Below are 24,113 nucleotides of genomic sequence, written 5' to 3'. Positions count from 1 at the left end.
TCCTTTTTACTGCGGTTTGTCGTTTTTTTCTTCAGGGGCGTCCTCTTCCTGCGAATCGTCAAATCGGGGCAAATGCCCTGATTTGATCCCCCGGAAAACCAAAAAGAAAACGATGAACACAAACATTCCGCCGACCAATATTTCTGGCAGCATGGCTGCACCTCCCGCAAAACGTCCGTTTATTTTATGTATGAATGGATGCTCCCGATCATTCGTTTTTTAATCAAACGTTTGTTTAAGTGAATAAGATCGGCGTTTTATCCAAAACTATAGGTACTTCAATATAATGGGAGTGTTCGACGAGTGAAAGCAGTAACTTTTCAGGGGCCTCAGCATATTGAGGTCAGCCGGGTGGAGGACGCCAAAATTGAGAAAAAGGACGATATCGTCGTCAGGATTACATCTACTGCGATTTGCGGGTCTGATCTGCACCTTTATCAGGGGAATTTTCCGCTTCCGAGAGGGTTTCAGCTCGGGCACGAGCCGATGGGCATCGTAGAAGAAACGGGACCTGACGTGACCAAAGTAAAAAAAGGCGACAGGGTCGTCATACCGTTTACGGTTGCCTGCGGGCATTGCTACTATTGTGAAAATAAACTCGAAAGCCAATGCGACAATTCCAACCCGCATTATGATTCGGGCGGATATTTAGGATATTCGGAGAAATTCGGCAACCATCCCGGCGGACAGGCCGAATATTTGAAGGTGCCGTTTGGCAATTTTACGCCGTTTGTCATTCCCGAATCGTGCGAGCTTGAGGATGAGTCCCTCCTGTTTTTATCCGATGTCCTGCCGACCGCCTATTGGAGCGTGCTTCACGCAGGCGTTAAAAAAGGGGATACCGTCATCGTCCTCGGCTGCGGACCGGTCGGCCTGATGGCGCAGAAATTCGCCTGGATGGAGGGCGCGAAGCGGGTTATCGCCGTCGACTACCTGGACTACCGTTTAAAACAGGCCAAAGCTTTGAACAATGTAGAGGTGTTTGATTTTACGGAATATCCCGATATGGGAGAGCACCTGAAGGAAATCACAAAAGGCGGCGCAGACGTCGTCATTGACTGTGTCGGCATGGACGGAAAAAAATCGCCGCTTGAGTATATAGAGCAAAAATTAAAGCTTCAGGGCGGAACGCTCGGACCGATTCAGATTTCCACGAAGGCGGTCAGAAAATGCGGCACGGTGCAAATCACCGGAGTGTATGGAAGCAACTATAACATGTTCCCGCTCGGCGCCTTTTTCGCCAGAAATGTGACGCTGAAAATGGGGCAGGCGCCAGTAATCCATTTAATGCCGGACATTTTTCGGAATCGAAGCCGGGGAATTTGACCCGAAAGAAATCATTACGCACAGGCTTCCGCTTGAGGAAGCGAGCCGCGCCTATCATTTGTTCAACGATCATGAGGATGACTGCATCAAAGTGGTGTTAAAACCATAAGCTGACGCACTGAAGGCTGCCGGCGTTCGCCGGGCAGCCTTCAACTTTTATCTCGCAAGCCATCCGCCGTCGACGGCTAAAACATGCCCGTTTACATAATCGGAGGCAGGCGATGAGAGGAACACCGCCGCGCCTGCGATATCAGCGGGCCGTCCCCAGCGCTCCGCCGGGATCCGTTTTAAAATTTCGGCATTCCGGTTTTCGTCTTCGCGGATTTGCTTTGTATTATTTGTCGCAATATAACCGGGAGCAATCGCATTCACCTGAACGTTATGCGCGGCCCATTCGTTTGCGAATGACTTCGTTAATCCAGCGACAGCATGCTTGCTCGCCGTATAAGCGGGAACGAGAATGCCTCCCTGAAACGAAAGGAGGGAAGCGATATTGATGATTTTCCCCTGCTTCCGCCCGATCATTTGCCTGCCGACCGCCTGTGTGAGCGTAAACAGGCTGTTCAAATTGACATTGATGACCGTCTCCCAGTTTTCGCGGGAAAACTCGGCCGCTTTTTCTCTGCGGATCGTCCCAGCGTTGTTGACGAGAATATCGATTTGATGACGGGCGGACACTTCTTTTGCGAAGGCTTCGACTTCATCGACATTCCCCATGTCAAGCTGATAGGAAACAAACGATCTGCCGGCTTCTTCAACGAGCCGCTTTGTTTCATCGAGGCTGCTCGTGTGGGCTGTGCCGATAATATCAGCGCCTGCTTTGGCAAGCGCCTCGGCGATGCCTTGGCCGATTCCTGTGCCCGGGCCCGTGACAAGAGCGGTTTTCCCTTCAAGAGAAAAATATGATTCAAGATAACCCATCTGATTCACGTCCTTTACCGAATGACATTCATCGGGACAGCATCCATGTCCTTAAATGTATAATTTTCACCGGCCATCGCCCAAATAAAGCAGTAGTTCGATGTTCCGGACCCAGAATGAATCGACCAGGCGGGAGAAATAACAGCCTGCTCATTGCCGACGACGAGGTGGCGCGTTTCCGTCGGTTCGCCCATGAAATGAAACACTCTCTCATCTTCGTCGAGGTCAAGGTAAAGATATACTTCCATCCGGCGGTCATGAACATGGGCCGGCATTGTATTCCACGTATTGTTTTGTTCGAGGAACGTAATGCCCATCATGAGCTGGCAGCTTTTGATCCCGTCTGCATGGATCACTTTATAAAGGTTGCGGACATTCGAAGACGCTTCATCCCCAAGGTGATCATACGGAAGTTCGGAAAGCGCGGCTTTTTGCACCGGGTAATGCTGATGCGCCGTTGCCGAAACGAAATAAAATTTGGCAGCGCCTTCATTCAAGCTTGAGAAGTAAACGTCTTTGTTCCCGAGTCCGATATACAGAAAATCTTTATGCCCCAAAACGTGCTTTTCACCGTTAACCTTTACGGCGCCCGCCTGTCCGACGTTCACGATCCCGATCTCGCGCCGTTCGAGGAAATAATCCGTTTTCAAAAAGTCGCCTGCATCGAGTTTAAGCGGCTCCTTGACCGGAACGGCCCCGCCGATTACCACCCTGTCTTCATGCGAATAAAACATATTCACTTGATTTTCCACAAACAATGACTCTATTAAAAAATGCTCGCGAAGTTCTGCGGTCGTGAAGCGTTTTGCCTGTTCAGGATGAACAGAATAACGATTTTCCATACGTTCTCCTCCTTGGATTGGACGTTTTCGGTTTGACTTGAATGAAGCAGAAAAGTTTTTGGTAACGGTTTCAAACACAAATTGTAAAGTAAATAATGGAAATCGTCAACAAAGTTTTCGCTTTTTTCTAAAAATGATCACGATAAATCTTGAAATCTAAAAAAAGATATTCCAAATTTTTGAGAATATGGTATGCTGATTGTATGAAGTTTTTGAAATCGGTTTCAAATTTAGGCGCATAGGAGTACTTGAATGAAGGATAAACAAACATCAAAAGCAACGATCAACGAAGTAGCAGCACATGCGGGCGTATCGAAATCAACGGTTTCCCGGTACATCAACGGCAAAATCGATGCGATATCGCCGGAAAAAGTCAAAAGCATCAAAAAAGCGATCGAGGAGCTGAATTACCGACCAAGCCAGATGGCGCAAGGCCTGAAGGTGAAAAAGAGCAAGCTTATCGGTTTTTTGGTAGCCGATATTACAAACCCGTTTTCCGTTGCAACCTTGAGGGGAGTGGAAGAGGTCTGCGACCAGCACGGGTACAGCATCATGGTCTGCAACACGGATAACAGCCCTGAGAAGGAAAGGGAAATGCTGCACAAGCTGAACGCCCATTACATTGAAGGACTGATTATCAACACAACCGGCCAAAACAACGATGTCCTTATGGATCTGATCAGCCAGGATGTTTCCATCGTGCTAGTCGACCGGAAAGTACCCGGGCTTAAGCTTGATGCGGTTACGACCAATAACCGAGAAGTCACCAGTCAAATCGTCAATCTCATGTATGACAAAGGCTACAGCCGTGTCGGCCTGTTTACAGAACCGATTACGGGAATCAGTCCGAGGGTAGAAAGGGCTTCCGCCTACACCGAAATTGCCCTTGAGAGAAATGCAGGGCGCACCCCTCAAATATATGAAGTTGATGTAAAAGACAAAGAGGTTCTATTGAAGTCTGTCAAAAGTTTTTTGGCGTCAGGCTGTGATCAAGGCAAAAAAGCGATTCTCGGAAACAACGGCCTTCTAATGCTGAAAATCATCAGCTGTCTTTATGAAATCGGTGCAGCGATACCCGAAGATGTCGGCATTGCCGGATTTGACGACACCGAATGGTACAGATTAATCGGGCCCGGGATCACGACCATTGCCCAGCCGTCGCACGAAATGGGAAAGGTCGCAATGGAGAGGATCGTCAAACGCCTTGAAGGAGACGAAAGCGCTCCGCAAACGATCCAGCTCGAGGCGGAATTGGTTCTGAGGCATTCGCTGTAGCCAAAAGCACTCATGCCTCCTGGGATTCAGGGGAGAGTGTTTTTTTGCCCGGGTTTGAAACCGGTACCATTTGAAGGAGGAGGGGAAAGATGACAATTGATATTATCACGTTCGGCGAATCGATGACGATGTTTTATGCAAATGAAGCGGGGGAACTCCATGAAGCTTCATCATTTTCAAAGGCGCTCGCTGGAGCCGAGACAAATGTCGCCGTCGGACTCGCCCGTTTAGGCTTCCGGGTGGGCTGGATGAGCAAGGTCGGCGATGATTCGCTCGGAACCTTCATTTTAAACGAACTGACAAAAGAGCGGGTCGACATTTCGGAAGTCAAACGCACGGCGGGAAGGCAGACGGGGATACTGCTCAAGTCTAAAGTTGTAAGCGGTGATCCTGATGTGACGTATTACCGAAAAGGATCTGCCGCAAGCACGATGAGCGTGTTCGACTATCCCGGGGACTATTTTAAACAGGCGAAGCATATGCACATCACAGGCATACCCCCGGCATTGTCAAAAGATATGAGGGAATTCACATGCCATGCCGTCAAACACATGAAGCAAGAGGGGAAAACCATTTCATTTGATCCGAATCTCCGCTTCCAGCTTTGGCCTGATCAGGAGACGATGATTCATACGATCAATGAGATCGCCGCCATGGCCGATTGGTTCCTTCCGGGGATCAGCGAGGGGAAGCTTCTTACCGGTCTAAGCACCCCTGAAGAAATCGCGGAATTCTATTTGAATCAGGGAGTCGGGCTTACAGTCGTCAAGCTCGGAAAAGAAGGGGCCTATTACCGGACGGAGGAAAAAAGCGGCTATGTACCGGGATTTGAAGTTGATCGAGTGGTAGACACCGTTGGTGCGGGAGACGGCTTTGCTGTCGGCATCATCAGTGGTCTTTTGGACCGGCTCCCAATCGAGGAAGCGGTACAGAGAGCGAATGCCATTGGAGCGCTTGCGGTCATGGCCCCGGGGGATATGGATGGCCTCCCGTCAAGAAAACGGTTGAACGAGTTTTTGGCGGCTATGGAAAATCAAAAAATAGGAGGTTGACTTTGATGGAAATGTCCATGATCGAAAAAACGCAGGAACAGCTTGCAAATGCCGGTCTGATTGCGGTGATTCGCGCCAAGGATGCTGAGGCTGCCGAAGCTGCCATACGTCGCCTCATTGACAAAGGCATCACTGCGATTGAAGTCACATACACGACTCCGGGAGCGTCCAATTTGATCGAAAAGTTCGCCAAAATCGACGGTCTTCTTGTGGGAGCGGGCACGGTCATCAACGCGGATCAGGCGCGGGAAGCTGCAGATGCAGGGGCAAAGTTTATCGTCAGCCCCGGGTTTTCAGGAGAGCTGGCCGATGATATTGCCTCATTGCATACGTTCTTTATCCCTGGAGTTATCACGCCGAGCGAAATTATGGAAGCGGTGTCAAAGGGGTTTCGCATTTTAAAGCTGTTTCCCGGCGGCACATCCGGCGTCTCCTATATGAAAAATCTCGCCGGTCCATTCCCGGATATTCGTTTTATTCCGACCGGCGGCATTCATCCCGGAGATGTCGAAAAATGGCTTGACGCCGGAGCGCTGGCCGTAGGGGTCGGAAGTCAGCTTGATAAAGCGTCAGAAGAAGACCTTCAGCGCATTTTTAAAAGGACCAAACAAAAATAACGATATGCCGCAGCGTCATCATGATTCAAGATCAATAGCTTTGTTTTGTCATTAACTGAGATGGGAGAAAAAATGATGAAAATTAAAGCAACGATTGAACGCGTGCCGGGGGGCATGATGATTATTCCGCTGTTTTTGGGGGCGGCGCTGAATACGTTTGCTCCGGGCACGGCAGATTTTTTCGGAGGATTTACAGGTGCCTTGATTACAGGAACGCTGCCGATTCTAGGAGTATTTATTTTTTGCGTGGGGGCAACCATCGATTTTCGTTCTTCCGGCTATATCGCCAGAAAAGGGTTGACCCTCTTGATTGGCAAGGTGGGATTTGCCGCTTTGCTTGGACTGATCGCCGCACAGTTCATTCCTGACGAAGGGATTCAATCGGGATTTTTCGCGGGCTTGTCCGTACTTGCAATTGTAGCGGTCATGAATGAAACGAACGGCGGGCTGTATTTGGCGCTGATGAACCATTTAGGCCGCAAGGAAGACGCCGGGGCCTTTGCCTTTATCAGCACGGAGTCGGGACCGTTTATGACGATGGTCACGTTCGGGGTCACGGGTCTCGCGGCATTTCCGTGGGAGACGCTCGCCGCCACCGTCATTCCGTTTTTGATCGGCTGCATACTCGGGAATCTTGACCATGAGCTGCGAGATTTATTCAGCAAAGTCGTTCCGGCAATCATTCCGTTTTTTGCATTTTCGCTGGGGAATACGCTCGACTTTAGAATGCTCATCAAATCCGGTATCTTAGGCATTGTTGTCGGCGTGTCAGTCGTTATCCTGTCCGGAGCCTCCCTTTATTTGCTTGACCGTTTCATCGCCAGGGGAGACGGCGTGGCCGGAGTGGCGGCATCATCAACGGCAGGTGCGGCAGTCGCCGTTCCATATGCCTTAGCAGATGCAAACCCGGTCTTCGCCCCGGTGGCTGAGTCGGCTACGGCGATCATCGCGACAAGCGTCATCGTCACCTCCCTTCTGACGCCGCTTGCAACGATTTGGATCGAAAAACGGGTTAAACAAAGAAAACCTCCAAAACAGATCACCATTGACTATAAATAAATCGTCCGGCTGAAAGCGCGCGGAACATTCCGTTCTGCAGCGCTTTTTTTCCGGACTTTTCGGGGAACGTCACGAAATTGCCAAAATTAAAGAATGAAATTTGTGCTAACATCAATATGTAGTATTTTTACTTTAAAAGAAACACAATATATGCTGTTTGATAGGAGAGGGAACGATGACACCTGGCGATAAAGAGCAAGGGTTAGTGCAATTAACGGAAACGTTTCATGACATTGTAGGCTATGGAGACCACGATATTATGCAGGAAAACGCAAATGTCGACGGCCGCTCGCCGATGGGGCAGATGAGCCGGTTTGCGTCAGAGAGCGCAAGGCACTATGCGCTTCATTATTTGATGTCGCCGGAAATTAAAGAAGCAGTCGATGACAATTTTCTGTATCCGCACGATTTGGATTTTATGGCCAGCGGAACGACGACCTGCTGCCAGATCCCTTTGGGGCAGCTGCTGAACGGCGGATTTCATACGGGCCACGGCTCGCTCAGGGAACCGAAAGACATCATGAGCGCGCTGTCTTTGGCTTCGATTATTTTTCAATCCAACCAAAATATGCAGCATGGCGGCCAGTCGTTTCCGATGTTTGACTATGACTTGGCGCCTTACGTCCGCAAAACGTTTGAAAAGCACGTAAACAGGCTCAAAGGGTATCCGGCAGCATTAACCGAAGAGGAGATCACGGCAATCGCCTGGCAGGAAACGGACAATGCCACATACCAGGCCTGTGAAGCGTTCATACATAATGCCAACAGCATGCATTCGAGAGGGGGCGGACAAGTTCCTTTCGTTTCGATTAATTACGGAACTGACACATCAAAGGAAGGCCGCATGCTGATCAAGAACATTCTTAAGGCGACAAAAGCCGGACTCGGCAAGGGTGAGACGCCTATTTTTCCGATTCAAATTTTCAAGATGAAAGAAGGAATCAATGTTCACGAGACAGATCAAAACTACGATTTGTACCGGCTGGCTTTGGAAACGAGCGCCGAACGGCTGTTTCCAAACTTCAGCTTTATCGATTCTCCAGTGAACGAACCGTTTTATGACGGAACGCCTGAAAGCGAAATTGCCTATATGGGATGCAGAACCCGCGTCATGTCCAACATCAATGGGAAAGAAAACAGCATCGGACGGGGAAATCTGTCTTTTACCTCAATCAACATTGTGAAAATTGCCCTGCTGAGTGAAAGCGTCGAGCAGTTTTTCGAACGCTTGAGCCGCTATCTCGATTTAACCATTAAGCAATTGCTGGAGAGGTACGCTTTTCAATGCAAAAAACGAGCACACGATTTTAAATTTCTGTATTCACAAGGCATCTGGCATGAAAGCGAAAGGCTGGAGCCTGATGACACGCTTGAAGACGTCCTCAAGCACGGGACGCTCAGCATCGGATTTATCGGACTGGCTGAGGCTTTGACCGCCTTGACGGGCAAACATCACGGAGAGAGCGATGAAGCGTTCGAATTAGGCAAAAGAATTGTCCAATTTATGAGAGACAAGGCTGATGAAGCAACGGAGAAGCACAAGCTTAACTTTTCGCTGATCGCGACCCCTGCCGAAGGGCTGTCAGGAAAATTCGTCAAAAAAGACAGAATCCAATTCGGATCCATCAAAAATGTAACAGACCGGGTGTACTACACCAACTCGTTTCATATTCCCGTTCACTACAAACTGACGGCGATCGAAAAGATCAGAAAAGAAGCGCCTTTCCACATGATGTGCAACGGCGGGCACATCAGCTATATCGAACTCGACGGAGATCCGAAGAAAAACGTTCAGGCGATGGATACGATCGTAGGTGCGATGCGCCGGGAAGGCATGGGCTACGCTTCCATCAACCATCCGGTCGACCACTGCAAAGCGTGCGGGTTCACCGGCATCATTGACAATGAATGCCCGCAATGCAAAAACAGCGATGAATCTTTAATTGAGAGAATCAGACGGATTACCGGCTATTTGGTCGGAGATATGTCAAAATGGAATTCGGCTAAAAGACAAGAAGAAAAGGACAGAGTGAAGCACCAATGAAAGTGATGAACATTATCCATGACAGCATCGTAGACGGAGAAGGTTTAAGAACCGTTGTATTTTTGGCGGGGTGCCCGCACATGTGTGAAGGCTGCCATAATAAACAAAGCTGGAATATCAACAACGGATTTGACATGACCATTGACGAAGTATTTGAGGAAATTATGACCAACCCTTTGACAAACGTGACCTATTCCGGCGGAGAACCGCTCTTGCACACAGCCGAGCTGATCGAATTATCCAAGAAAATTAAACGGAACTCTGAAAAAGATATTTGGCTGTACAGCGGCTACACGTACGAACAGATTTTAAACAATGACAAACACAGCGCCCTTTTGGAATATTGCGATGTGCTGGTGGACGGGCCGTTCGAGATCAAAAAGAGAGATTTGACATTGCTCTACAGAGGCAGTTCAAATCAAAGAATCATCAAACTGTCATGAAGCAGAAAATCCCGGGCTTTTGGAATAAGTCCGGGATTGACTTCTTTTATAATAGCGTCATAATGAATATGAAAAGGGGTAAGACAAAAAAGAAAGCGTTTTATTTTTAGCGATTAGAGACGACAAAGGGAGGAGAAGGCTGCATGACGCAATCACCGATATTTTTACAGCCTGAATTCACAGAAAGGATATGGGGAGGGACATGTTTAAGGGAGCATTTCGGCTATGACATCCCTTCTGATCTAACAGGTGAATGCTGGGCCGTATCCGCCCGACCGGGCAGAGCGAATGTAGCGGCCTCCGGGCCTTATCAAGGAAAAACGCTCGCCCAGCTTTGGGACGAGCACCGCGAACTGTTCGGCGGAACGGAAGGCGACCGTTTTCCGCTGCTGACAAAAATTCTTGATGCCAGTAAAAACATGCCGGTGCAGGTTCATCCCGATGATCATGATGCAGCAGAACATGACGATGAACCGGGAAAGGCGAAATGCTGGTATATCATCGAATGCAAAGAGAATGCCGAGATAGTATACGGTCACACCGCGAGAACCCGGACGGAGCTTGTCACGATGTTTCACAGCGGCGATTGGGAAACCTGCCTGAAACGGATCAAAATCAAACCGGGCGATTTTTATTACGTGCCGAGCGGAACGATCCATGCCCTTTGCGAAGGCACGCTTGCGCTTGAAATCGGGCAAAACTCCGAAGCGGCGTACCGCGTCTATGATGATGACCGGACAGACCGAAACGGAGAAAAGAGCGAACTCCATCTTGCACAGGCGATCGATGTCACAACCGTGCCGCACGTTGACGGGTATACCGACGAGTCGACGGAAACCCAAAAAGGAATCACGATTAAAACGTTTGTGGAAGCGGAGTATTTTTCAGTGTACAAATGGGAGATTGACGGATGCGCCGAACTGACGCAGGATCATCCTTTCCTGCTGTGCAGCGTCATTAAAGGAGATGCTGAACTGATTCAGGACGGCGAAGCGTACCGTATAAAGAAAGGAACAAACTTTATCCTGCCGGCTGAGACGAACGATTTTACCGTAGACGGATCGTGCGAATTGATCGTTTCACACATTTAGAAAAAGCTTAGGCTGCCTAAAAAGGAGCCTAAGCTTTTTTTATTGTGAAAAAATCGTTTCGGGATGACGATAAAAAAAGAAAGCGAGTTTCATATATTAAGAGTCTCGGGTAGGGGGAAAGGATACGTGAACAAAAACATCAAGAAAGCCGCTTTTTTCGCTGCCGGTCTGCTGATCGTCCAGGCGGGATTTACAGTAAATCCTGCATGTGCAGCATATACGGATACTTCCGTATACAAAATTGAAACACCTAAAGAGTTCAGCAGTAAAACCGAGGCCGTAAAAGCAGCCGAAAAACTAACAAAAGATACGGGGTGGAAAGCCGGTACAAAAGAATCAGGAAAAAACGGCACGACATATGAACTGGCAACGGGCGGCATCGAAGGAGAAGCCAAAACGAAAGACCTGCTTCTTCAATTCGGGAAAGCAACAGGCCTGAAAGGGGCATACGCACCTGTTGGAAAGCAGGAACCTTTTGTACAAGCCGTATCCAAGGAATTTTCCGGAGAAACAAAAGCGAAGGAGCTCGCTCTCCAATTTGAAAAAGAAACCGGTCTGAACGCATCCTATGCATCATCCGGGAAACAAACGCCTTACGTCAAGATCGTGTCTGATCCGGTCAAAGGCGAAAGCCAAACAAAGTCCCTGTTGCCGCGTTTTGAAAAAGAGACAGGACTAAAGGGGACATACGTCCCGTACGGAACGGGACAAAACGTGGTAAAGCTGACTTCCGGTGAAATAAGCGGGGAAAGCAAAGCGAAAACACTGCTGTCGCAATTTGGAAAACAGACCGCTCTGAAAGGATCGCTTGAGACTGTTAAAAAACAGGAAGTTCAATATAAAGTCGTAACAGGCGCCATACAGGGCGAAGCAAACGCCAAAAACCTGCTGAAGCAGTTTGAACAACAGGTGAAAATCAAAGGTTCCTACGAAGCAGCCGGCAGGCCTGAGCAGCTGTACAATGCAGTTTCAGGATATTTCAACGGTGAAAAAAGCGCTAAAAATGCTGCCGCACAGATTAAAAACGGCACAGGCGTTTCCTCAAGCATTGAACGGGTGAAAAAAACGAGCTACTGGGTCGTCACTATGAAAAACGTGAACGGCCAGCAGCTCAACAAAATAAAAGCTTTTTTCAAAAAGAAAACGTGGCGCTACACATCCTCAAAAGCGGGAACAAAGCAAGCGGCTTTCCGGATCGTCTCATCCCAGGTTGCAGCACAAAGCAAAGCAGCCGCAGGCGTCAATTTCTTTAAGGGAAAAAAGGTGCAGGCCTCTGTTCAAAAGAGCGGCACGAAAACGACGAGCCGCTACCGGATCGTCTCATCCGAAACAGCCTCGCAAAGCCAAATGAAAAAAGGGCTTGATTTCTTTAGCAAAAACGGCGCTCCGGGAACAGCAGTTCAGACGGGAAAGAAAATCTACAGCCAATACAGACTGACATCTGAAGCCGTATTCGAACAAGAAAAAATAGCAAAAGCGCTCCGCTTTTTCCAAACGAACGGCATTAAAGCAGTTTCGGAAAAAACAGGACAGGTCTACAGCCAATACAAGCTGATGTCAGAAGCGGTCATCGGCCAGGACAAGCTGAACCAGGCCCTCAAGTTTTACAGCAAGAAAAACATTGCGGGCACCATCCGGCAAACAGGGAAATACGGCTACAGACAGTACAAGATCACTGCAAGCCGGATCACGAGCAAATCAAGCCTTGACAAAGGCATGAATTTTTTCAAAAAGAACGCTGTCAGCGCCTCTTACAACACGAAAACGACAAGCCTGTACAATGTCGTCATTAACGAACAATTCACGGGCAAAGACCGGGCAGAAGCTGCCGCCGGCGTACTCAAAAAGAATTACGGCTGGACGGCAAATATCGTAAAAATCAAAGACGGTCCGCAAATGATGACGACCGATTACGGAATCACGCTGAGCCAGATGATTGATAAACAGATGAAAGTCAGCCCGCAAACGGATGCCGCGGCATATGTTTCATTAACATACATCAATACCGCAAACCAAACCGTAACTGCGGATGTTCTCAATGTCAGATCAACCCCCCGCGTCACAAGCGGAAATATCATCGGCCAGCTTGAAAAAGGCGATAAGGTCAACATCATCTCACAAGAAAACGGCTGGGGGAAAATCCGGATGAACTGGAGAAACGCCAGCAGGGAAGAAGTCGAGAAATACGTCAATCCGGACAATTTCACACAAGACAGCTCGGCATACTTCCAATTTTTAAAGCTGTCGAAAACAGCCGGTTTGAACGCTGCAGAAGTCAATGCCAAAATCCTTTATAATAAAGGGATTTTAGCCGGAAAGGGCCAGGCATTCATCGATGCCGCGAGAGCATACAGCATCAACGAACTGTATCTCATCTCGCACTCCCTCCTTGAAACAGGGAACGGCACCTCGCAATTGGCAAAAGGAACGACATTCAACGGCAAGAAGGTCTACAATATGTACGGCGTCGGGGCGTATGACAGCAACCCGCTCTACTACGGCTCAAAATACGCCTATGAACAAGGCTGGTTCACCCCGGAAGCCGCCATTATCGGCGGAGCCAAATTCATCGGCCAAACGTACATCCACAATCCGGCCTACAAGCAGGATACGCTCTATAAAATGAGATGGTCTCCGAACGCCCTGCATCAATATGCGACAGACGTCGGCTGGGCTTCCAAGCAGGTCAGCAGGATGTACAGTCTTTATACATTGCTTGATGATTATACGCTGTATTATGATGTGCCGGTTTATCGATAGGCTGGCACAAAAAAGACCGGTCCTGCTCCATTAGGAACAGGCCGGTCTTTTTTTTCCTTCAAGCATATGTTGTTCGATAAACTCGAGCAGCTTCCTGCTGGCATCGCCTTTTGAATACTCATTCCACTCATTTGAAAACCGTTTAACCTCTTCATGCGCATGGTGAAGGTTCTTTAATTCCTCAAGAAGCATGCCGCGGGTGATGCAGGCTTTCCCAGGGATCACCGCTTCATAGTCATCAATCAGTCCCCGCTTTTCATCATACTCCTTTAAATCATACGTATAAAAAAGCATCGGTTTATCCAGCAGGGCGTATTCGAAAGGGATCGAGGAATAATCCGATATCAGCACGTCGCTTGCATGCAGAAGATCCTTTAACGGAAGGTCTGAAACGTCCTTGATCATGCCTTCATATTCCTCAAGCCCTACATGTTCGCGGACAGCCGGGTGCAGCTTGACCCAAAGCAAAAATTCTCCCTTTAATTCTTCAGAGAGGTGCTCTTTTGAGAAAGGGAGTTTTACGCTTGTCATATTATAGTCTCTGTATGTCGGCGCATAAAGGATGACCTTTTGCCCCGAAGTTTCCAAAGGGCGTGTCTCAATTTTAAAATACTGATCAGTCAGGGGAACGCCTGTCCGCAATATCTGCTCATCCTTTACACCGAATGAGCGCCTGAAAATGTCTGCCATCTTCTCCGATCCGACAGCGATATAGTCAAATGAGGCGTATACTTTTTTAAACCTCTTCATATCTGAGGGCGTTCTGCGGCGGTTTCCGATATCCTCAAGGCCGAACTTCTTCAGCGCGCCGTTTGCATGCCAAATCTGGATGCACTTCGTCTGCGGCCGTTTGCAAAGCACGCTCGTCAGCAAAAAATAATTATCCGTAATCACGCATTTGCTTTTGAACATGCTGTAAACGGCCCGCATCAAATGAAAAGGATTTTTTTCATTGATGACGCATGATGAAACAGACGGGTATTCATTAGCAAGAGAAACCGCATGCCGGGTATACAGCACTTCCAATTCAAACGGACAGCCTGAGTCCTCATATTCATTTAGGAGCGCTCTTGCGTTATCCTGGAAGGAAACGAGAAGAACGGCTCTGTTTCGGGGCTTCACCCTTGCCAGCATAAAGCTGATCACCGAAAGGAAGCCGGAATAAAACATGACGAGCAAAGATCGTATATTCATGATTCAGCCTAATCTCTTTCTATGCATCGATTTGTTTTGACCGCTCTTTTACCTGTTCAGGATAGTAGCTCTGTTTTTGAACCTTTTCTTCTTTCAGAACAGTAAAAGCATATTTCGGGATATTGAGCATCCGTTTCCATCTTGAAGGGTTTGTCAAAAGCCGGTACAGCCATTCAAGGTTCAAGCGAATCAGGAAGTTCGGCGCGCGTTTTACCGTGCCGCTGAAAACGTCGAAACTTCCGCCAAGCCCGATTGCAATGGCCTGCGGAAACAGATGCTTATATTCATAAATAAACCTTTCCTGATGCGGATAGCCGAGAGCTACGAACACCATGTCAGGCTTGGCCTTCGCGATGCGTTTGGCCACCGCTTCTTTGTCCTTGGCATAGCCGTCTGAATAACCGACAATGCTGATGCCCGGATATTCAGAAGAGATGCGGTCCACGACCGCTTGATTGACTTCTTTCTTCGCACCGTATAAAAAGATTCTTTTCTGTTTTTCGTTGGCGATCTTCAGCAGGTTGACAAACACATCATATCCCGCAATTCTAGATTTTAACCGGTTATTCGTCAGCTTTGACATCATCACGACGCCGATGCCGTCGGGCAGTATAAAATCCGCTGCTGACAAAACGTCGCAGTAGCTGCTGTCTTTCGCAGCTGCATATCCGATTTCTGGGTTGACGGTGGCGATATAAGCACCGACCCGCTGATTAATGTATGACTTCTCAAGATGATGCAAAAAGCCGGATAAATCGGCGTTTACATATGACAGGTTATAAATTCGCTCTGTTTGCAACATCGTCTCCTCCTTCCGATATAAAAGTCCAATTTATATTTAAACGAAATGAAAATGTCTAAGAAAAAAACAGCCCAAAAATTCCATCGGTCTAACGTATATTTTAACATAGATGATTCATAAAAGCTTAACAATATCTTTACAGCAGATTAAGATTTTTTACGCTGTCTTCAGACATCAGACGAAACGGGATGAATCTTAAAACAAAATTTGGAATTTCATTTGCTATTTACAATGCTTAACGTTTAATATGCAATGTGCTATAATAAATGATCAGTGAAGACATGCGGAAAAATTGTCTTTTTTTAGTGAAGAGTATACGTGTTTTTCGGATAGAGAAATTTCGGAAAGTTAATCATAGTTGTTTTTGAACGTTATAGATTAGGAAGGAGAGTACATTTAACATGAAGAAAGTCATCACATACGGAACGTTCGATTTATTGCATTGGGGACATATCAAATTATTGGAACGCGCCAAACAGTTGGGCGATTATCTTGTCGTAGCGATTTCTACGGACGAGTTCAACCTTCAAAAACAGAAAAAAGCTTATCATAGCTATGAGCACCGCAAGCTCATCCTGGAAACCATCCGCTACGTCGATGAAGTCATCCCGGAAAAAAGCTGGGATCAGAAAGTCCAGGATGTCATCGACCATGATATTGACGTTTTTGTCATGGGGGATGACTGGGAAGGAAAATTTGATTTCTTAAAAGAACACTGTGAGGTCGTCTATCTGCCGAGAACAGAAGGAATTTCGACGACAAAGATCAAAGAGGAAATCGCCGGCCTGTAATGGAAAGAGAAATAGAGTTCTTTCAAGAAGTACTTTTCCTGAAAAAGGAAAAGTACTTCTTGTAATTTTGAGCTTGTTTAGCTATATTTGTATTGCACAAATTCCTATGGATAGAGGAGAAAATAAATGAATATAAATCGTTTATTTAACTTTAAACGAACTGAAAAAGAGGAAGATATTCTTCAAAAACATGGTTTTCAGGTATTAAATAGAGATGCTTTAGAAGAGAAAAAAGAAGTGGCAGTAGTCGTTCCCGTCTACAATGCGGAAAAGTATCTCAAAGAAACGGTAGACTCGGTCATCAGACAAAATTTCGGTTTTCATCGCATATCTTTAATCTTGGTTGATGACTGTTCAACAGATCGTTCAAGGGAAATCCTGAACGAATATGCAGACCTTTATGGAAACATCACGGTCGTTCTTTTAGAAACCAATACCGGAACGCCGGCCCATCCGAGAAACCTGGGAATCGAATTGGCAAATGCGAAATACATCACGTTTCTTGATGCAGACGACTGGTTTGCCCCGAATGGAATTCTAAGTTTATATAAAATACTAGAAGAGAGTCAAGTCAACTACGCGGTAGGGAAAACCATACAGGTTGAAGCAGGCGGTCAAAAAATAATCGGCAAATATGAATCTGTGAAGAAAAGACTGAATGTTTCTCCGCTTTCGATTCCGCACATTTTTTATCATCTTGGCCCGCGCGCTAGAATGATGCGCCTCGATTTTATCAAGGAAAACAAGATCAGGTTTCCTGAAATGAAATTTGCGGAGGACAAGCAGTTTTTCATGGATGTTTTATTTAATTGCCGTGAAATTTCAACCACAACAGACCCTGTCTACTATCTGAACCGGCTGGATGAAAATAACGGTTCACTGACGAAACAGACAAATATTATAGAAAAAACAGACTCAAACATAGCCGTCATGAAATACGTTTTGAGTAAAAAACTGGACAAAGATATAGAGAAAATGGCTATCAACCGCCTGGTTGAATTCGATGCCATTACCCGTCTTTTTGACAGGCACCACTTCTTAAAGAGCGAAAGCAAAGAAGAGTATTATGAAAAGTTCAAAGAAATTCTGGGGATCTTAAAGAAAACAAAATACGATATTTCCGAAACGTTTTTCAAGCCGATGCATAAAATCGCCTTTGATCTATTGAAAGAAAAACGGTATGACGAGATCGAACAATTATTCCGCTGGTCGAAAAAGGAGCCTAATAAAAAAATCGTCATTAAAGGTGATACAGCTTACTATGAAGGCCCTTTAAAAGATGAAGCATATAAACTGATCGAAATACCGCTGTATGCAGAGGTAAACAGCCACGAATTTAACGATGATGTATTTGTCATGAATTTTTCCGCTTACGGCAAACAAAGAGTCAATATAAACGGAATACAGTTTCAGCACAGGGAAAAAGCCAATATTGATCATGATTTCAACGTGACTGCAGAAGATGACGGTTCCTACAGCCTGAAGCTGACCATTCAACAATTGGCTGACCTGCGCGCAGGTGGATATGTCATGTATCTTGTGTATAATGATTATGAAAGAATTAATTTAATAAAGGATACAGATGTTAAATCTGAGAAAGACATCAATCAAAAAACGTATATTTTTTATAAAACCGTAAAAGGCAATATTTCTTTGAAAATAAAGTGAAAAACGTTCTGCTAATTGGATTTGATAAAAGAGGAGTAGACTTATTTTATGGTTAATGCAGTTGCAATAAAATGCAATTTAATCGATCTAAAAATGAAAGATTGGCAGGTCCACCTCGTTTTCTCTTTTGAAAGCTCAGCCCCTGCTGAAGAAATTGGTCTGCTGGCAGTCAATCGGAAATCAAAGGAAGAGCTGCAGTTCCCCTGCGAAAAAGTGGGGGGATCAGAAGAACAGCGATACAAGACAGTCATCAATTTAGAGGACCTTTTAAGCCATGTCAGAGGGACGGGGTGTGTTGATTTCTATGCGACATATCGGATGACTGAGGACATGACTGACATCCTTCTGAAGAAAAGAATGAAGACAGAGTTTCAACCGATTGAACTTTCCTGGAAGCGGGATGATGAAGCAGGAGTTTTCTTCCTTCCGTATACGACCAAAAAAGGAAACTTTTCTTTGAAGGTTCTGACGAAAAAAGCCGTTGCTGAAGTTGAGCGTGTCGAATTAAATCCTGAAGGTGAATTGACGCTTAAGGGATATGCTTTTTTGCTTGACAGTGAAGGATTCGGCGTCAAGCAAAGACGGCTTGTGTTAAATGAAATCTCGGATTCAGAGGAAAAAAGGCTTTTCCAATTTCCTTTGGAAGAAGAAAAAAATGCCGGTTTTACCGTGCGAATCGGTCTTAAAAAGCTTTACGAAGAAAACGTTATGCCTGCCATGTTTCAGTTTCATATCGAATTTATAGGCAAAGACAAAGATCCCGAAACAGGCGAGGAAGTCGTTAAACGAAGCAAAGCGTTAATGCTGAAAGATAAAGCGAATCCGCAAAACAGCCAATTTACGATTCTCGAAACGGAAAAAGGCCCGGCGCGTTTTCATGTCTATCCGCAAAAGAAAAAGAGAATGATGCGCTTAAGAATGAATGATTATACATTTAAAACAAGGGCTGTTTATTTCGTCGTCGGGAAAAAGAACAGGGCTGTTTCCTTTTTCCGCAGAAGAAAAAATAAACTGAAGAAGAAAATAGACAGAGGCGTGAAAAAGGCATATTATTTCACCTTCGGACTTGCTGCAAAACTGCCCGTCAAAAAGAAGACCGTCATTTTTGAAAGCTTCGCCGGAAAGCAGTACAGCTGTAATCCGCGGGCGATTTACGAATATATGAAAGAGAACAAACCGGATTACGACATGTATTGGAGCGTAAATCCGGATTATACAGATATCTTTGAGGAAAAAGGCATTCCTTACATCAAAAGGTTTACCCTGAAGTGGCTGTTTGCCATGGCAAGAGCCGAATATTGGGTTGTAAACAGCCGCATGCCTTTATGGATTCCAAAGCCGAAGCACACGACATATCTTCAAACATGGCACGGCACGCCGCTAAAACGTCTTGCCGTCGATATGGATGAAGTCCATATGCCAGGCACCAACACGGAAAAATACAAAAAGAATTTCACGATGGAAGCATCAAAATGGGATTATCTAATCTCGCCGAACGCATACTCAACCGAGATCTTTGCCCGTGCATTCCAATTCAATAAAACGATGATCGAATCCGGCTATCCGAGAAACGATTTTCTCCATACGGACAACAATGCCGAAACGGTTCGCGCATTAAAAGAAAAAATGAAGCTGCCGGCTGACAAAAAAGTGATCATTTATGCGCCGACATGGCGGGATGATCAGTTTTATAAAAAGGGAAAATACAAATTTGACCTTGATTTGGATTTGGCGAAAATGAGGGAGGAAATCGGAGATGACTATGTGATCGTCCTCAGGATGCACTACTTGGTGGCTGAAAACTTCGACCTTGAGCCATACCAAGGGTTTGCATACGACTTCTCTTCATATGAGGACATCCGCGAGCTTTACATGGTATCCGATTTGCTGATCACGGACTACTCTTCCGTCTTCTTCGATTTTGCAAATTTGAAGCGGCCGATGATTTTCTTTGTTCCCGACATTGAGACATATCGCGATAAACTGCGCGGCTTCTACTTTGACTTCGAAAAAGAAGCTCCGGGCCCGCTCGTCAAAACGACGGACGCAGTCATCAAAAAAATCAGGGAAACGGAATCGCCGGACTACCGCCTGCCGGATATATTCGAGCCTTTCTATGAGAAGTTCTGTTATCTGGAGACGGGGAAATCGTCTGAGCGAGTTGTGGAGAAGGTTTTTGAATAGTTGAAACAAAAAGAGCCGTTGCATTTGCGATGGCTCTTTTGTCTATAACTAGGTAATTCCCCCCCTGTAAACTGTCCCATAATTGGTCTTAACTTTTAAATAGAATTATGTTATTATAGTTCCCATGTATAAATTCAAAGATATGAAAACATGTTTATTTTTCTTGGAAATCGATTTAATTCTGTAGGTTCTTGTGCAGTCAATTTTGAAGAGAGCATAAAAATTTATTTTTTTATAAATAATCAATTAAAGGGGATTATAATGAAGAAAAAAGTGAAAATAGCAAAAAGAAAAGTGAAATTTCTATTAGATCCATTTAGAACTTATAGAAATAATATTAACTTTAAACGTTCGGTCGATTATACTGTAAATTTTTAAAAAAATGATATCGATTCTAATATAATACTCTATGAATCATACCATGGCAAAGCTATGAATGACAATCCTTATGCATTATTTAAATTTTTAGTGAATGACGAGAAATATAAGAGATTTACTCATGTCTGGGCCTTAAATGATCAAGAGGACAACCCTTATGCCGAAAAGTACAAAAATTCAAAAAATGTAAAGTTTGTTAAAGTACATAGTGAAGAGTATATAAAGTATTTAACTAAAGCAAAATACTTAATTAATAATGTTACATTCCCTCCTTATTTCCAAAAAAAAGAGGGGCAGATATACGTTAACACTTGGCATGGAACCCCTCTAAAAACTCTCGGTAAAGATATGGAAGGCCCTATTGGGCAACATAAAAATATTCAAAGAAACTTTCTGCATTGTGATTATATTCTTTCACCTAATAAGTTTACTTCGGAAAAATTGATAGACTCGCATGACTTAAGAGGTCTGTATAACGGGGAAATCATTGAAGAGGGCTATCCAAGGATGGATTTAACTTTTGATACAGATAAAAACGAAATAAGAAAAACATTAGATAATATAATAGAGTTTGATCCAAATAAAAAAACTGTTCTTTATGCGCCAACGTGGAGAGGCGAGGTTGGAAATGTTTCCAATATTAATGAGGAGCTCATCAATCATATTACAGAGTTAAACGAGAAGCTTCCTAGTGATTATCAACTTATTCTAAAGGTACATACACTTTTATTTAAACACATCAAACATAATGAAGTATTGATGAAGAAATGTATTCCTGATTATATAGATACAAATGAATTATTATCAATTGTAGATATATTAATAACGGATTATTCAAGTATATTCTTTGATTACATGGCGACTAATAAACCCATCATTTATTTTATGTATGATAAAACACAGTATTTAAAAAAGCGTGGTATGTACCTGGATGTTAATACTCTGGCTGGCCCCATTTGTCAAACAACCGATGAAGTTGCAAAAAATGTAGAAAATATAGAGTATGTACAAAAAAAATATCACTCGATTTATCATGAAATGAATAAAAAATTTATAAAAAGAGTTGGAGATTCTACCGAAAAGGTAGTAAATATAATTTTTGATGAAAATAGAAAAAAAGATGATTGTATATTTGATGTTAAAGAGCCGGATAAGAAAAATATTTTAATTTATTGTGGAGGATTTCTCAATAACGGGATAACTTCTTCAGCTATTAATTTATTGAATAATATTGATTATGATAGGTACAATGTAGTCGTAATTGATAAGGGTTCCTATGACTCTGAGTCTTCTTACAATATAAATAGGTTAAATGAAAAAACTAAGAGAGTTTATCGAGTTGGAAGCATGAATTTAACAATCAAGGAATGGTACTTGCATGGTTTAATGAATCGAAGAGGATATACTGAAGAACTTGCAAGAAGAAACCCCGGGGAAATTTATCAAAGAGAAATCAATCGTATGCTGGGGAATGCAAAGATTGATATTGCAATTGATTTTAGTGGCTATGTACCTTTTTGGACAATGATAATGGCTTTTGGTGATTTCTCTAAGAAAAGCATATACCAACATAATGATATGTATGCAGAAACGAAAAAGAAGATAAATGGGAAATATAAGCATAAACAGAAGTTGGGTATTGTTTTTTCGCTCTATAAACTATTTGATAAAGTTGTGTCTGTTGCAAAACATACTAGGGATTTAAATGTCAAAAGCCTAGAAAAATATGTAGATTCAGAAAAATTGGTTTATGTGCATAATTCTCTGAATGTAGAAAAAATAATTAATGCTGTCGAAAAACATGACTTAACTATTCAAAAATTTGACGGAGAAGAGTATATTATTCAAAAGGAAGAAGTAAATGGAGGACTTTTGAGTATAAAAGGCATTAAAGTTCCTAATGAAAATGGAATCAATTTCGTCAATATGGGAAGATTATCGCCAGAAAAGGATCAAGAGAAATTAATTAAGGCATTTTATCAATTAGTTAATAAATATGACGATTTAGATATTAAACTTTATATTATTGGTGATGGAGTTTTAAAGGGGAAATTGACTGAATTAGTTAAAAGAATGGATATTGAAGGAAAAGTAATATTCACAGGACAATTGAAAAATCCATTTTATTTAATCAATAAAGCAGATTGCTTTGTTTTATCTTCAAATCATGAAGGTCAACCCATGGTATTGCTGGAAACTCTAGTTTTAAACAAACCTATTATTGCTACTGATATTGCCGGATCTAGGAGTATATTGGAAGATGGATACGGAATACTTGCTCAAAATAATATTCAAGGCCTTTTGATTGAAATGGAAAAATTCGTCATACAAAAAAGTTTCAAAGATAAAGTTTTAACAATAAAAGAAAGAATTAGTGGCCAAAATTGTAATCAAGCACTTTCTGAAATAAACGAATTACAAAAAGACCTTGATTATAAAAAGAAATATAAAAAATTTGACTACGAAAATTATAATATTCAGGCTATGCAAATGTTTTATAGGGAAGTTTGTTTTGAAGAAATTGAAATTCAATCTCAAAGTTTATCAGTCTGATCTTACACTAAAGCTATGCTATTAAATATAAAAGAAAACCCGAATGGAGATCGTAAATGTCTCATTCGGGTTTTTGAGATATTTTAAACAAACCACCGAATATGAAAAGGATACCATGACAATTCATCAGCATTTTTATTGGTAACCCCTAGAAGCTTTAGTCGTCCATTTGGTTGGACCTGCCAATATGCAGAGCTTGTATGAGACGAGACGTTTGTATATTGGAAGTTTCTATCAGGTGCTAAATCTTTTGGAAATTCGATATATTCACCAGCATTTCCGTTTGAAATACCTTTTATCGCACCTGATAGTTCCACTTCGTTTCCAATCCTTCTTATCCTAGGGATAGTGTCTTTGGCATATACTTTAGCGTTATTTAACAATTTAACATCATTATAAATATAGCCGGTATCGTCTTCTTCTTCATTTTTAACGGCTCTATCAAAATTATTTTGTGCTGAACTATTATGTTTAATTTCGTAAAGATGATTTATAGCTGCTTCAAGGTCTTTTATTAACATATACTCCAACGATTTTTCATTGTCTATATTTGTGTACTTTAAATTCAAATTATTAATATCTAACGGCTCATATATCAATTCCTTTTTAAAAGCGTCTTTATCGGTGCTTTTATAAAGGTATAAAAATAATTCATCAGAAGTTAATTTCACATTTTTGTCTAGCAGGTATTTATATGAGTTTCTCCAATGGATACCTATTGTACTTTCAGCATTCAGAAGTTTAGGTTTGTTAAACATAAGTGAAATTCAATTCAGAATGTTTTTATTAATGAATTGACTTGTTGATCTATAAGGGAAATGTGCTATTTTTAAATTTAATTTACCATTTATTTTTTGCTTCCCTTTATAATAAACATAATGATTTCCATTGCCGATCTTATAGTCAATATAGTGCTTCTTATCATGACAAATCATCGATTTGGCAGATTGGTATTTTTTTCTTCTGTATCTGATTTTATCTAAAATATTTTCGTTAAATGGAACATCTTTAAAATACACATATTCTAGTCTATCCATTTGATATACATTTCCTGGGATAATATTGTTTTTTATTTCATTGATATCACCATAAATAAACTCATCCGCATCTAAA

General features: G+C 43.5%; 18 protein-coding genes and 2 pseudogenes. 13 read left to right on the top strand and 7 right to left on the bottom strand.

All coding sequences use genetic code 11. From position 1 onward, the window contains the following. Positions 1-6 precede the first annotated feature (6 nt). Positions 7-153: a hypothetical protein gene (locus tag V7126_RS06360; protein WP_175075746.1), complete on the bottom strand. Its 147-nt coding sequence runs from the start codon at positions 151-153 to the stop codon at positions 7-9. 150 nt (positions 154-303) lie between these two features. Here V7126_RS06360 and V7126_RS06355 point away from each other — a divergent pair. Next, positions 304-1,435, top strand: a pseudogene (locus V7126_RS06355) (zinc-dependent alcohol dehydrogenase). A 47-nt stretch (positions 1,436-1,482) separates the two neighbouring features. On the opposite strand, the gene kduD reads toward V7126_RS06355, so the two are convergent. Together kduD and kduI are read right to left on the bottom strand one after the other, a co-directional pair. After that, a complete protein-coding gene (kduD, locus tag V7126_RS06350; RefSeq protein WP_046130117.1) occupies positions 1,483-2,247 on the bottom strand; it encodes a 2-dehydro-3-deoxy-D-gluconate 5-dehydrogenase KduD in 765 nt (254 codons plus the stop codon). Positions 2,248-2,261: 14 nt separating this feature from the next. Then, positions 2,262-3,089 (bottom strand): 5-dehydro-4-deoxy-D-glucuronate isomerase, encoded by an 828-nt coding sequence (kduI, locus tag V7126_RS06345; protein WP_046130116.1) that lies wholly within the window; start codon positions 3,087-3,089, stop codon positions 2,262-2,264. Positions 3,090-3,341: 252 nt separating this feature from the next. Here kduI and V7126_RS06340 point away from each other — a divergent pair, with 252 nt between their 5' ends. The 8 genes from V7126_RS06340 (at position 3,342) to V7126_RS06305 (ending at position 13,430) form a co-directional block, all read left to right on the top strand. Further along, positions 3,342-4,364 carry a LacI family DNA-binding transcriptional regulator gene (locus V7126_RS06340; protein WP_046130115.1) on the top strand — a complete coding sequence of 341 codons (1,023 nt, stop codon included), beginning with the start codon at positions 3,342-3,344 and terminating at the stop codon, positions 4,362-4,364. An 89-nt stretch (positions 4,365-4,453) separates the two neighbouring features. Continuing rightward, positions 4,454-5,416, top strand: a complete 963-nt coding sequence (locus V7126_RS06335) for a sugar kinase (RefSeq protein WP_175075804.1) — start codon at positions 4,454-4,456, stop codon at positions 5,414-5,416. 5 nt (positions 5,417-5,421) lie between these two features. Continuing rightward, positions 5,422-6,033, top strand: a complete 612-nt coding sequence (locus V7126_RS06330) for a bifunctional 4-hydroxy-2-oxoglutarate aldolase/2-dehydro-3-deoxy-phosphogluconate aldolase (protein ID WP_175075803.1) — start codon at positions 5,422-5,424, stop codon at positions 6,031-6,033. A gap of 75 nt (positions 6,034-6,108) precedes the next feature. Then, entirely contained in the window at positions 6,109-7,092 is a 984-nt protein-coding gene (gene kdgT / locus V7126_RS06325) for a 2-keto-3-deoxygluconate transporter (protein WP_046130112.1), read from the top strand. Positions 7,093-7,267: 175 nt separating this feature from the next. Continuing rightward, complete coding sequence (locus V7126_RS06320) at positions 7,268-9,136, top strand: anaerobic ribonucleoside triphosphate reductase (RefSeq protein WP_175075802.1); 1,869 nt, start codon at positions 7,268-7,270, stop codon at positions 9,134-9,136. Continuing rightward, positions 9,133-9,579, top strand: coding sequence for an anaerobic ribonucleoside-triphosphate reductase activating protein (gene nrdG, locus V7126_RS06315; protein ID WP_046130110.1), 447 nt, complete (start codon positions 9,133-9,135; stop codon positions 9,577-9,579). Before V7126_RS06320 ends, nrdG begins: the two co-directional genes overlap by 4 nt. Positions 9,580-9,722: 143 nt before the next feature. After that, a complete protein-coding gene (gene manA / locus V7126_RS06310) occupies positions 9,723-10,670 on the top strand; it encodes a mannose-6-phosphate isomerase, class I (protein WP_175075801.1) in 948 nt (315 codons plus the stop codon). 126 nt (positions 10,671-10,796) lie between these two features. After that, positions 10,797-13,430, top strand: a complete 2,634-nt coding sequence (locus tag V7126_RS06305) for an N-acetylglucosaminidase (protein ID WP_335497289.1) — start codon at positions 10,797-10,799, stop codon at positions 13,428-13,430. A gap of 30 nt (positions 13,431-13,460) precedes the next feature. Here the strand turns inward: V7126_RS06305 and V7126_RS06300 are convergent, their stop codons facing one another. Both V7126_RS06300 and V7126_RS06295 read right to left on the bottom strand, forming a co-directional pair. Beyond that, positions 13,461-14,624, bottom strand: coding sequence for a CDP-glycerol glycerophosphotransferase family protein (locus tag V7126_RS06300; RefSeq protein ID WP_335497286.1), 1,164 nt, complete (start codon positions 14,622-14,624; stop codon positions 13,461-13,463). 19 nt (positions 14,625-14,643) lie between these two features. Continuing rightward, positions 14,644-15,423, bottom strand: a complete 780-nt coding sequence (locus V7126_RS06295) for a WecB/TagA/CpsF family glycosyltransferase (protein WP_046130172.1) — start codon at positions 15,421-15,423, stop codon at positions 14,644-14,646. A gap of 404 nt (positions 15,424-15,827) precedes the next feature. Between V7126_RS06295 and tagD the strand changes: the two genes are divergently transcribed. The 4 genes from tagD (at position 15,828) to V7126_RS06275 (ending at position 23,000) form a co-directional block, all read left to right on the top strand. Next, positions 15,828-16,217: a glycerol-3-phosphate cytidylyltransferase gene (tagD, locus tag V7126_RS06290; protein ID WP_023857183.1), complete on the top strand. Its 390-nt coding sequence runs from the start codon at positions 15,828-15,830 to the stop codon at positions 16,215-16,217. Between the two features lie 126 nt (positions 16,218-16,343). Beyond that, a complete protein-coding gene (locus V7126_RS06285) occupies positions 16,344-17,885 on the top strand; it encodes a glycosyltransferase family 2 protein (protein WP_046130107.1) in 1,542 nt (513 codons plus the stop codon). Positions 17,886-17,933: 48 nt separating this feature from the next. Then, positions 17,934-20,069 (top strand): CDP-glycerol glycerophosphotransferase family protein, encoded by a 2,136-nt coding sequence (locus tag V7126_RS06280; protein ID WP_046130106.1) that lies wholly within the window; start codon positions 17,934-17,936, stop codon positions 20,067-20,069. 432 nt (positions 20,070-20,501) lie between these two features. Next, positions 20,502-23,000 carry a CDP-glycerol glycerophosphotransferase family protein gene (locus V7126_RS06275; protein ID WP_438823794.1) on the top strand — a complete coding sequence of 833 codons (2,499 nt, stop codon included), beginning with the start codon at positions 20,502-20,504 and terminating at the stop codon, positions 22,998-23,000. Between the two features lie 83 nt (positions 23,001-23,083). On the opposite strand, the gene V7126_RS06270 is transcribed toward V7126_RS06275, so the two are convergent. After that, complete coding sequence (locus tag V7126_RS06270; protein ID WP_046130170.1) at positions 23,084-23,758, bottom strand: hypothetical protein; 675 nt, start codon at positions 23,756-23,758, stop codon at positions 23,084-23,086. 9 nt (positions 23,759-23,767) lie between these two features. Beyond that, a pseudogene (locus V7126_RS06265) lies at positions 23,768-24,113 on the bottom strand (glycosyltransferase family 2 protein); the annotation flags it as partial.

Origin of the sequence: Bacillus sp. JJ675, assembly GCF_036963165.1 — a bacterium.
GTDB classification, from domain to species: Bacteria; Bacillota; Bacilli; order Bacillales; family Bacillaceae; genus Bacillus; species Bacillus glycinifermentans.
This window is presented reverse-complemented; position numbering and strand designations above follow the sequence as displayed.

What these genes read in the sequence shown, in the direction of transcription:
- kduI (WP_046130116.1), bottom strand. Translation starts at nt 3,089, where the DNA reads ATGGAAAATCGTTATTCTGTTCATCCTGAACAGGCAAAACGCTTCACG.
- V7126_RS06285 (WP_046130107.1), top strand. Translation starts at nt 16,344, where the DNA reads ATGAATATAAATCGTTTATTTAACTTTAAACGAACTGAAAAAGAGGAA.
- V7126_RS06275 (WP_438823794.1), top strand. Translation starts at nt 20,502, where the DNA reads ATGAATGACAATCCTTATGCATTATTTAAATTTTTAGTGAATGACGAG.
- V7126_RS06340 (WP_046130115.1), top strand. Translation starts at nt 3,342, where the DNA reads ATGAAGGATAAACAAACATCAAAAGCAACGATCAACGAAGTAGCAGCA.
- V7126_RS06320 (WP_175075802.1), top strand. Translation starts at nt 7,268, where the DNA reads ATGACACCTGGCGATAAAGAGCAAGGGTTAGTGCAATTAACGGAAACG.
- nrdG (WP_046130110.1), top strand. Translation starts at nt 9,133, where the DNA reads ATGAAAGTGATGAACATTATCCATGACAGCATCGTAGACGGAGAAGGT.
- kduD (WP_046130117.1), bottom strand. Translation starts at nt 2,247, where the DNA reads ATGGGTTATCTTGAATCATATTTTTCTCTTGAAGGGAAAACCGCTCTT.
- kdgT (WP_046130112.1), top strand. Translation starts at nt 6,109, where the DNA reads ATGAAAATTAAAGCAACGATTGAACGCGTGCCGGGGGGCATGATGATT.
- V7126_RS06330 (WP_175075803.1), top strand. Translation starts at nt 5,422, where the DNA reads ATGGAAATGTCCATGATCGAAAAAACGCAGGAACAGCTTGCAAATGCC.
- V7126_RS06280 (WP_046130106.1), top strand. Translation starts at nt 17,934, where the DNA reads ATGGTTAATGCAGTTGCAATAAAATGCAATTTAATCGATCTAAAAATG.
- V7126_RS06270 (WP_046130170.1), bottom strand. Translation starts at nt 23,758, where the DNA reads ATGTTTAACAAACCTAAACTTCTGAATGCTGAAAGTACAATAGGTATC.
- V7126_RS06360 (WP_175075746.1), bottom strand. Translation starts at nt 153, where the DNA reads ATGCTGCCAGAAATATTGGTCGGCGGAATGTTTGTGTTCATCGTTTTC.
- V7126_RS06335 (WP_175075804.1), top strand. Translation starts at nt 4,454, where the DNA reads ATGACAATTGATATTATCACGTTCGGCGAATCGATGACGATGTTTTAT.
- V7126_RS06300 (WP_335497286.1), bottom strand. Translation starts at nt 14,624, where the DNA reads ATGAATATACGATCTTTGCTCGTCATGTTTTATTCCGGCTTCCTTTCG.
- tagD (WP_023857183.1), top strand. Translation starts at nt 15,828, where the DNA reads ATGAAGAAAGTCATCACATACGGAACGTTCGATTTATTGCATTGGGGA.
- manA (WP_175075801.1), top strand. Translation starts at nt 9,723, where the DNA reads ATGACGCAATCACCGATATTTTTACAGCCTGAATTCACAGAAAGGATA.